This is a genomic window from Micromonospora sp. NPDC002411, assembly GCF_053592955.1.
Genome location: NZ_JBSFBM010000264.1, coordinates 1 through 9368 on the forward strand (window position 1 = coordinate 1; position 9368 = coordinate 9368).

Annotated in this window: 6 protein-coding genes; 1 reads left to right on the plus strand and 5 read right to left on the minus strand. The window is 73.7% G+C overall.

Going from position 1 to position 9368, the window contains the following annotated elements; genetic code table 11:
• Nucleotides 1–355 precede the first annotated feature (355 nt).
• Complete coding sequence (locus ACWCO3_RS25870; RefSeq protein ID WP_450012481.1) at nt 356–4069, plus strand: S8 family serine peptidase; 3714 nt, start codon at nt 356–358, stop codon at nt 4067–4069.
• Nucleotides 4070–4131: 62 nt separating this feature from the next.
• Here the strand turns inward: ACWCO3_RS25870 and ACWCO3_RS25875 are convergent, their stop codons facing one another.
• From ACWCO3_RS25875 to ACWCO3_RS25895, 5 genes are all read right to left on the minus strand, one after another.
• Nucleotides 4132–4683 (minus strand): GNAT family N-acetyltransferase, encoded by a 552-nt coding sequence (locus tag ACWCO3_RS25875; RefSeq protein WP_357834016.1) that lies wholly within the window; start codon nt 4681–4683, stop codon nt 4132–4134.
• On the minus strand, nt 4673–6727 hold the full coding sequence (locus ACWCO3_RS25880; RefSeq protein WP_450012483.1) for a penicillin acylase family protein: 2055 nt from the start codon (nt 6725–6727) through the stop codon (nt 4673–4675). Before ACWCO3_RS25880 ends, ACWCO3_RS25875 begins: the two co-directional genes overlap by 11 nt.
• Complete coding sequence (locus tag ACWCO3_RS25885) at nt 6724–7536, minus strand: ABC transporter ATP-binding protein (RefSeq protein WP_145781078.1); 813 nt, start codon at nt 7534–7536, stop codon at nt 6724–6726. The genes ACWCO3_RS25880 and ACWCO3_RS25885 overlap by 4 nt, the downstream gene beginning before the upstream one ends.
• Nucleotides 7537–7565: 29 nt before the next feature.
• The gene (locus tag ACWCO3_RS25890) at nt 7566–8624 is read right to left on the minus strand and encodes a FecCD family ABC transporter permease (protein WP_450012485.1); all 1059 of its coding nucleotides are present in this window, start codon (nt 8622–8624) and stop codon (nt 7566–7568) included.
• On the minus strand, nt 8621–9368 hold a 748-nt coding region (locus ACWCO3_RS25895; RefSeq protein ID WP_450012487.1), incomplete at its 5' end, for a FecCD family ABC transporter permease. The genes ACWCO3_RS25890 and ACWCO3_RS25895, both read right to left, overlap by 4 nt.

Consider the following 9368-nt stretch of genomic DNA (forward strand, 5'->3'; position numbering starts at 1 on the left):
AAGACGGCGACCAGCAGGTAGCAGAAGATCTCGTAGGCGAGAGTCCACAATGACCCGTTGAGCGTATTCCCGCCCTGCCACCGCCAGTATCGTCGCGACCGGCGGCCTCGACGCGGGCAACGCCGCCCCGTTCCTGCAAGCGGGCGTACGGGTGGTGGCGGTCGGGTCGGCCCTGTCCGACCCGAGCCAGCTGGACCGGCTCGCCGAACTGGCCACTGCGGGCGCGTCCGCGAGGTGAACCAGCGGTGGCGGGTTTGTGCCATGGCTCAAACGCGCCGCCGTTTGGTGGGGGACGAGAGGTGGGCGTGGCATCGATGCTGTGCTGCGTACCACTTCTCGACACAAAGAGGTCATCTTGGCTCTGTCTCACCGGCGTCGCCGAACTGGGCTGATCGCCCTCGGCGCCGCCCTCACCCTGGCGGCCGGGTTCACCCCACCCGCCGCGGGGGCGTCCGCCGCCCCGCCCACCAGCCCCGAACGCCCGGCCGGGATTCCTCCCGCCGCAGCCGGACGCGCGTCGACCGTCACCCTGATCACCGGTGACACGGTCACTGTCACCACCGGCGCGGACGGCAGCACCGTCTCGACAGTGCGCCGGCCGGACGGCAGCACGCCGAGCTTCCACCGCACCGTCCTCGACGGCGACACCTACGTCTACCCGGACACGGCGCTGTCGTACGTCACGGGCGGTGTGCTGGACCGGCAGCTGTTCAACGTCACCGACCTCATCGCCGACGGGTACGACGACGCGCACACCGACAAGTTGCCGCTGATCGTCACCATGACCGACGCGGCGGCCCGGGCCCGCACCCGACCCACGGTGGACGGTGCCACGCTGGTCCGGCCGTTGGACAGCGTGCAGGGCGCGGCGCTGACCCGCGAGCGTTCCACCGCCGGCCGGTTCTGGGCCGCGCTGACGGCCGGCTCGGCCCGCCGTACGGGCGACGCCCCGGTCCTGGCCAACGGCATCGCCAAGGTGTGGCTGGACGGTCGGGTGCACGCCGACCTGGCCGAGTCCACCGCGCAGATCGGCGCGCCGACGCTGTGGGCCGAGGGCAACACCGCCGCTGGTGTCGACGTGGCGGTCCTCGACTCCGGTGCGGACGCCGAGCACCCGGACCTCGCCGGCCAGATCGCCGAGTCCAGCAGCTTCGTGCCGTCGGAGCCCGACATCCTCGACTACAAGGGCCATGGCACCCACGTCGCCTCGACGATTGCCGGAACCGGCGCGGCCTCCGGCGGTGTCGAGAAGGGCGTCGCCCCCGGCGCCCGGCTGCACATCGGCAAGGTCCTCAACAGCGAGGGCAGCGGCCAGGACTCGTGGATCATCGCCGGTATGGAGTGGGCGGCCCGCGAGCAGAAGGCCCGGGTCGTCAGCATGAGCCTGGGCGGTGAGGCCACCGACGGCAGCGACCCGATGAGCCAGGCGGTCGACCGCCTCAGCGCCGAGACTGGCGCCCTCTTCGTGATCGCGGCCGGCAACAGCGGCCCGGCGAGCATCGGCAGCCCCGGTGCCGCCGACTCCGCGCTGACCGTCGGTGCGGTCGACGCCACCGACCACCTGGCCGACTTCTCCAGCCAGGGCCCGCGCGCGGGCGACGGCGGGCTCAAGCCCGAGATCACCGCGCCCGGCGTGGACATCCTGGCCGCCCGCTCCCACCTGGTCCGTGGCGGCTCCGGGGACTACACGCTGATGAGCGGCACGTCGATGGCCACCCCGCACGTGGCCGGCACGGCCGCGTTGGTCGCCGCCGCGCACCCCGACTGGACCGGTCAGCGGATCAAGGAGGCGCTGGTCAGCACGGTCAAGGCCACGCCCGGGTACACCCCGTACCAGGCCGGTGCCGGCCGGGTGGACGCGGTCGCCGCCGCGCACGCCACCGTCTTCGCCACCCCGAGCGCGTACTCCGGCTTCCAGGGCTGGCCGCAGCAGCCCGGATCGACTGTCGACCGGACGGTCACCTACACCAACGTCGGTGGCGCGCCGGTCACCCTGAAGCTGGCCGTCGAGGCGGCCACCGCACCGGCCGGCCTCTTCGCCCTCTCCGCCGACACGGTCACCGTGCCCGCCGGCGGCACCGCCACCGTGACGGTCACCGCGGCCTACGACAAGCTGCCGGTGGAGAAGCAGGTCAGTGGCATGATCGTCGCCACCGACGACACCGGCACGGTCCGTGGCCGCACCCTGATCGGGGCGGGCAAGGAGGGCCAGCGGCAGAACCTGACGCTCGTCGCGAAGGACCGCGACGGCAAGCCACTCGTCGGCAAGGTCATCCTCACCACCGACGGCCTGTTCACCGCCGTGGACCTGCCCGAGAGCGGCACCGCGACACTGCGGCTGCCGGTAGCCACCTGGTCCGGCTGGATCTCCGCGGACGTGCGCGGCGTGCACGGGCCGCGCTCCAAGGGCATGGCGATGCTCAGCTTCACCGACGTCACACTGGACCGGGACCGGACCGTCACCCTCGACGCTCGGGCTGCCCGGCAGGTGCGGGCCGTCGTGCCGCAGGAGGCCACCGCCACGTCGTTGCGGATGGACATCCACAGGTCCTCCGGGGCCAGTCTCACCGAAAGTCAGGTGCTGCCCGACGACTCGTACGACAGCATGTGGGCGTTGCCGACGGGCCGTAAGGTCACCGACGGCGAGTTCGAGTTCGGTGCGCGGTGGCGGTTGGAACAGCCGCCGTTGACCGTCTCGGCCGGCGGCCGCTCGTACGACGATCTGATGGTGAAGCGTTCGACCCCGGCGCTGCCGGCCGGTCGTCGTCAGCTGGACGCGGTCTATGTCGCCGACGCGTCGGCGGCCGGGTTGGCGAAGCGGCCGGTCCGGGACCGGGCCGTGGTGGTCAGGCGCAGCGACACCGTGGACATCGCCACCCAGGCGCAGGCCGCCGCCGCGGCCGGAGCCACGCTGCTGCTGGTCGTCAACGACGGTGTCGGGCGGCTCCAGCCGTGGGACGAGTTCGCGTGGAGCCCGGAGAGCCCCGCCCCGGTGACCGTCGCCACCCTCGGTGCCGACGAGGGCGACCAGCTCATCGCCTCCCTGGAGCGCGGCGCGGTGCGGCTGACCGTCGAGTCGCACCCGGAGACCAGCTACCTGTACGACGTGGCGCACCACTGGACCGGCGCGGTGCCGGGCGACCTCACCTACCGGCCGACGAAGCGGGACCTGGCCCGGGTGGACGTGGAGTTCCGCAACTACCGGCAGGGCAAGGCGTTGGAGTTCCGCACCGACATCTGGCGGGGCTGGGCGTCGAGCAACCAGGAGACTGCCCCGGCGCAGGGCCGGCGCACCGACTGGGTGAGCGCCGACCAGCGGTGGGTCGACGACGCGTTCATCGCCGGCGAGACCGGTCAGCACCTGATGGGGGTGACCGCCTACCCGGCCGGCAAGCCGAGCACGGTCCGCTGGTTCGGGCCGATCCAGCGCCCTCGGATGGGCGGGAACTACGTGCCCGTGCGGTACCTGGACACCGTCTACCTGCCCGCGCCCGGGTGGGGCGACGGCGGTGGCCACATCGGTGAGGCGTACGCGAACTTCGACATGGTCAACCGGACCACCCTCTACCAGGGGGACAAGGAGCTGAACTGGGGCAACGCCGAGTACCTCCAGGTGTCCGCCCTGCCTGCACAGCGACTGCCGTACCGACTGGTGGTGGAGAACGACAGGGCCGCCTGGACCAACCCGTACTCGCGGCGGACCCGCACCGAGTGGGGCTTCCGCTCGGCGGTCACCGGGGAGGAGTCGGCGGAGGTGCTGCCGATGATCCAGCTGGACTACCAGGTGGACATCGACCGGGACGGAAAGGCGTCGCGGCGCGCGCCGCTCACCGTGGTCGCCTCGCACCTGCCCGACGTCTCCGGCACGGTCGGCGCGGTGACCGTGGAGGTGTCCTACGACGACGGCGCGACCTGGCAGAAGCCGCGGTTGACCCGGCACGGCGACGGGTGGCGTCTGGCGCTGGCCGCGCCGGCGAAGGCCAGCTTCGTCAGCCTGCGGACCGCCGCGCGCGATGCCGCCGGCAACACCGTGGACCAGAGCATCACCCGGGCGTTCGGTCTGCGCTGACGCCACGGTCACCGGCCGCCGGTCGAGCTGCGCGAGGCAGCCCGATCGGCGGCCGGTCCGTTTCAGCCCGTCGGTCGGTCCAGGAAGAGCAGGCGGGCGCGTTTCTCCGGCAGGTCGATCAGTGGTCCGGGCCGGAATCCGGTACGCAGGAACCGGTTGATGGCCCGCTCGTTGCGGGCGTCCGGCTCGATCACGACCCGCCGTCGGCCCGGGTCGGCGAGGACGAAGTCGAGGATCGCGCCGAACAACGCGCCGGTGAACCCGCGTTCGACAGTTGTCGGAGGCCCGATGAGCAGGTGGACCCCGACGTCGCCGGGGCGTACGTCGTAGCAGTCGCCGACCGGGTCCGCCTCGGGCTGGTAGGTCTGTGCCAACGCGGCCGGCACCCCGTCGCGGTGCACCAGGTACGCGTGGTGGGTGACCAGCGAGTCCAGGTACGCGTAGATCTCGTGCACCCGTTCGCGGCTCGCCTCCCGCATCCCCCAGAAGCGGGCCCGGTCCTGGGTGACCCAGCCGTGCAGCAGGTCGACGTCCTCGTCCGGCCGCACCGGGCGGATGGTGACCGTCCCGAATCCGTCGACCTCGCTGTGGTGGTGGTGTCGGTCAGTGCTCATCCGGCTCCTCGACGAGTCGGTCCCAGTCGGTGACGATCGGCAGCAGCTCGCCCGCCAACCACGCGGGGCCTTGGTCGGCGTGGTGCGTGTCGCCGGGCACTCCGCACGCGCCCAGCGGCACCACCCAGCGGCTGTCCTCGCGCCGCGCCAGATCCCAGACGAAACGCGCCGCCGGGCCCCGGAAACACCAGTGGGTGACCCCGGGGACGCTGGACGTGGACAGCACGCAGTCGTGGTCGCCGTCGAGGCGGGGGCCGGGGCCGGCGTCCGGGTCGGGCAGCGCCCGCCAGGCCGCCAACCGGTGCAGGTCCCCCCAGCGCGCCGGCCCGGCCGTCGCCTCGGCGACCTCCTCGGCCACCGCGCGCACCACCGCCGCCGGGTCCACGCCGGGCAGCGGACGTCCGCCGAGCAGGTGCTCCAGCGCGTAACCGACGCGCGGCGTCACCGCCAACCAGGGCGCGAACACCTCGGGGTACGCGGGCGGCTCGGCCAGCGCGGCCAGCGCCGGGTGCGCGGCGATCCGCCGTACGACAGCCGCCCGCACTGTGGCGAAGGCCGCCGCGTCGGCGCTGTCGGCGGTCATCCGTCGGTCCCAGCGCAGCAGCCGGTCGCGCAGCGCGGCGGCCTCCGGGCTGAGCCCGTCCGACTCGGCCAGCACCGTCAGCAGTGGCCCTGCCGAGCCCAGGTACGTGTCGGTGTGCACCGCTGCCATCTTGTCGGCCGTCCAGCCCTGCCCGGCGTCGAGCAGTTCGGCGATGCGGCGTGCCCGGTGCGGCGCGGCGAACTCCACCCCCAACAGCGTCGCCAGGCCACGCTCGTTCGCCATCACCGCCCTACCGGCCACCTCGGCGCGGGGCATCGGCGCGTACCACCCCTGCCAGGTGTACGCGTCGTCCCACGCGGGGACGATCCGCCGGCCGTTGTCCGGATGCCGTACCGGAATCGCCCCGGCGACCCGGTGCAGCAGCCCGCCGACGGTGTCCGCCGCCTGCACCACGTTGACCGGCTCCACCCAGTGCCGCAGCGCGTGGTCCACATCGGTCACGGTGCGGGCGCGCAGCAGCTCCGGCAGCGTCGCGAAACCCAGCTCGGCGCGGACCCGGGGCGGGTAGCGCAGGCTGATCGCCGTCTCGTCGCCGGGCCCGCCGACGATCACCGGACCCCGGTCGGTCTCCATCACCTCGACCTCGACCGGGTCCGCCCCGGCCACCTCGATCGTCTCGACGTGGCAGTGCACGGATTGCCAGCCGTCCGGGCCGAGGGCCTGCACCTGCCGGTCCTGCCGGCGCAGCCGCTCGGCGTACAGGTCCTGGTAGTCGGCCATCGCGTTGGTGATCGCCCAGGCCACCGCGCCGGTGTGCCCGAAGTGCGCGATGCCCGGGACACCGGGCACCGCCAGCCCGATGACGTCGTACTCCGGGCAGGCCAACCGGATCTGCTGGTAGACGCCCGGGTCCTCGATGAACCGGTGCGGATCGCCGGCGAGCAGCGCGCCCCCGCTGCCGGTGCGGTCGGCGGCGAGCAGCCACCCGTTGCTGCCGGCGACGGCCGGACCGTCGGTGGCGAACGCCTCGACCAGGTCCGGGCCGAGCCGCTGCGCCACGTGTTCCCGCCAGAGCTTGCCCGGGAACCCGGCGAACAGGATGTGATGGCCCAGCCAGACCGCCAGCGGGGTCCACGGCTCCCACCGGCCCGGGCTCAGCCCGGTGGCGGCGAACTCCGGCGCGCGGGCCGCCCCGGCGGCGAGGCCGTCGTTGACCCCGTCGACGTACGCGCCCACCCACTCGGCGGTCGCCCGGTCGAGCGCGGCGTGGCAGCATCGTGCGGTGTCGTCGAGTCGTACCCGTCTGGCGAACCGGTCCCAGTCGAGCGCGTCGACGCCGAGGAACGCCGCGCTGGTGCCCTGGGACCGGTGCCGTTCCACCTCGATCTGCCAGGCCCGGTCGTACGCCGTCACCCGCCCCTGGGCCGCCGCCAGCGCGAGGGGGTCGTCGGCACGCAGGTGCGGAACGCCCCAGGGGTCGCGGAAACGCCTGGCGTTCACGCGGGCTCGACGGCGCGACGGCGGGCGGCGGGAACGACCAGCGGGGTGCCGGTCTCCGGGTCGTCGATGACCCGGCAGGGCAGCCCGAACACCTCGGCCACCAGGTCGGCGGTGACCACCGACGTCGGTTCTCCGGCGGCCACCACGCGACCGTCGCGCATGGCGATCAGGTGGGTGGCGTAGCGGGCCGCGTGGTTCAGGTCGTGCAGCACCGCGACCAGGGTGCGTCCCTGCTCCTCGTGCAGTCGGGCGCACAGATCCAGGATCTCGATCTGGTGGGCGATGTCGAGGAACGTGGTGGGCTCGTCGAGCAGCAGCAACGGGGTCTGCTGGGCCAGCGCCATGGCGATCCACACCCGCTGCCGTTGCCCACCGGAGAGTTCGTCCACCGAACGGTCGGCGAGGTCGTCGACGCCGGTCGCGGCCATCGACTCCTCGACCACCCGCTCGTCCTCGCGCGACCACTGCCGCAGCAGCCCCTGGTGGGGGTAACGACCCCGGGCGACCAACTCGGCGACGCTGATGCCGTCCGGCGCGATCGACGACTGGGGGAGCAGGCCGAGTGTGCGGGCGACGGCGCGGGCCGGCTGGTCGTGGATGTCGCGCCCGTCCAGCAGCACGGTGCCGACGCTCGGGCGCAGCATCCGGGACAGCGCGCGGAGCAGTGTCGACTTGCCGCACGCGTTCGGACCGATGATCACCGTGAACGAGTTGTCCGGCACCGCGACGGTCAGGTTCTCCGCGATGGTGCGCTGGTCGTAGGCGAGGGTCAGCGCGGTGCCGCCGAGCCGGGAGGTGCCGGGGTGCATGGGTGCTCCTTCGAGGGCGTCGCGGGTGTTCACAGTCGACCCGCCCGGCGTTCCAGCGCGAGCAGCCAGACGAGATAGCCGCCGCCGATCACTCCGGTCACCACACCGACCGGAAGCTGGTGCCCGGGGAACGCGCGCTGGGCCAGCAGGTCCGCGCCGACCAGCAGCGCCGATCCGACGGCCATCGACGGCAGCAGGTTCGGGCCGGGCGCCCGGGTCAGCCGTTTCGTCACGTGGGGGGCGACCAGCGCCACGAAGGACACCGGCCCGGCGGCGGCCGCCGCGAACGAGACCAGCAGCACCGCCGCCGTGAGCAGCACCAGGCGCAGCCGGCGCACCGGCACGCCGAGGGCGCCTGCCGTGTCGTCACCCAACTCCATCATCCGCAGCGCCGGGCCGCAGAGGACGAGGACCACTGGCGTCACGACGACCAGGACGGCGAGCAGCGGCCCGGCGTTGGCCCAGCCCCGCCCGTCCAGGCTGCCGGTGAGCCAGAGCACCGCCCGGGCGGCGTCCATCAGGGGCGCCCGGGTCAGCAGGTAGCCGTTGACTCCGGTCAGGATCGCGGCGATGCCGATGCCGACCAGGATGAGCCGGTACCCGTGTACGCCGCGTCGCCAGGCGAGGGCGTAGATCACCAGGCCGGTGGCGAGCCCACCGGCGACCGCCGCGCCCGCGAGGGCCAGGCTGCTGCCGCCGAGGACGACCACCACCAGCGCGCCGGCCGACGCCCCCTGGGTGAAGCCGAGGATGTCCGGGCTGCCCAGCGGGTTGCGGACCAGCGACTGGAACACCGTGCCGGCCAGCGACAGCGCAGCGCCGACCAGCAGCGCGGTGACCAGGCGGGGCAGTCGCAGCTCGTGCACGATGAACTGCTCCGCGGGTGTACCGCCGCCGGCGAGCGTGCGCAGCACGTCGGCCGAGCCCATCGGATAGTCACCGCTGCCCAGGGCGACCAGGCCGAGCCCGACCGCGAGCAGCGCCACCGCGACACCGACGGCCAGCGCGCGGGGACGGTACCGCAGCGACAACCCGCCGGGGGTACGGAGGACTGTCGCGGTGTCGAGTCTGCTGGTTCGCCCGCTCACGGGTGGGCCACCTTGGCACGGGAGACCAGCCAGAGGAAGAGCGGGCCGCCCAACACGGCGGTCACCATGCCGACCTGGAGCTCTCCCGGCCGACCCAGCACCCGGCCGAGCACGTCCGCGCCGAGCAGCAGCGCGGGCGCGAGCACCGCGCAGTACGGCAGCAACCATCGCAGGTCCGGGCCGGTCAGGGCGCGGACCAGGTGCGGCACCAGTAGCCCGACGAAGACGATCGGCCCGCAGGCGGCGGTCGCCGCGCCGCACAGCAGCGTGACCGCCACGATCACGGCGGCGCGGATCAGCACGGGTCGGGCGCCCAGGGCGCGCGCCGCGTCGTCGCCGAGGGCGAGCGCGTTCAGCGGGCGGGCGGCGCCGAGCGCGACCAGCAGGCCGATGAGGATGAACGGCAGCACCCGCTGCACGGTCGCGGCGTCCGCGCTGGCCAGCGAGCCGACCGTCCAGAACCGCAGCCGGTCCAGCGAGGCCGTGTCCAGCAGCATCACCGCGCTCACGTAGGAGTAGAGGGTCGCGTTGAGCGCCGCGCCGGCCAGCGCGAGGCGGGCCGGGGTGGCCCCACGTCCGCCGCCGACGGCGTAGACGAGGGCGGTCACGACCGCCGCGCCGAGCAGCGCGAACCAGACGTACCCGCCGACGGCGGTGACGCCCAGGAAGGCGGCGGCGGTGGCGCCGCGATGCTGGCCCGTTTCGTGACGGAGACCGACGTTGACGTGGTGATGTGCGCCGGCC

What these genes read in the sequence shown, in the direction of transcription:
- ACWCO3_RS25885 (WP_145781078.1), bottom strand. Translation starts at nt 7,536, where the DNA reads ATGCACCCCGGCACCTCCCGGCTCGGCGGCACCGCGCTGACCCTCGCC.
- ACWCO3_RS25875 (WP_357834016.1), bottom strand. Translation starts at nt 4,683, where the DNA reads ATGAGCACTGACCGACACCACCACCACAGCGAGGTCGACGGATTCGGG.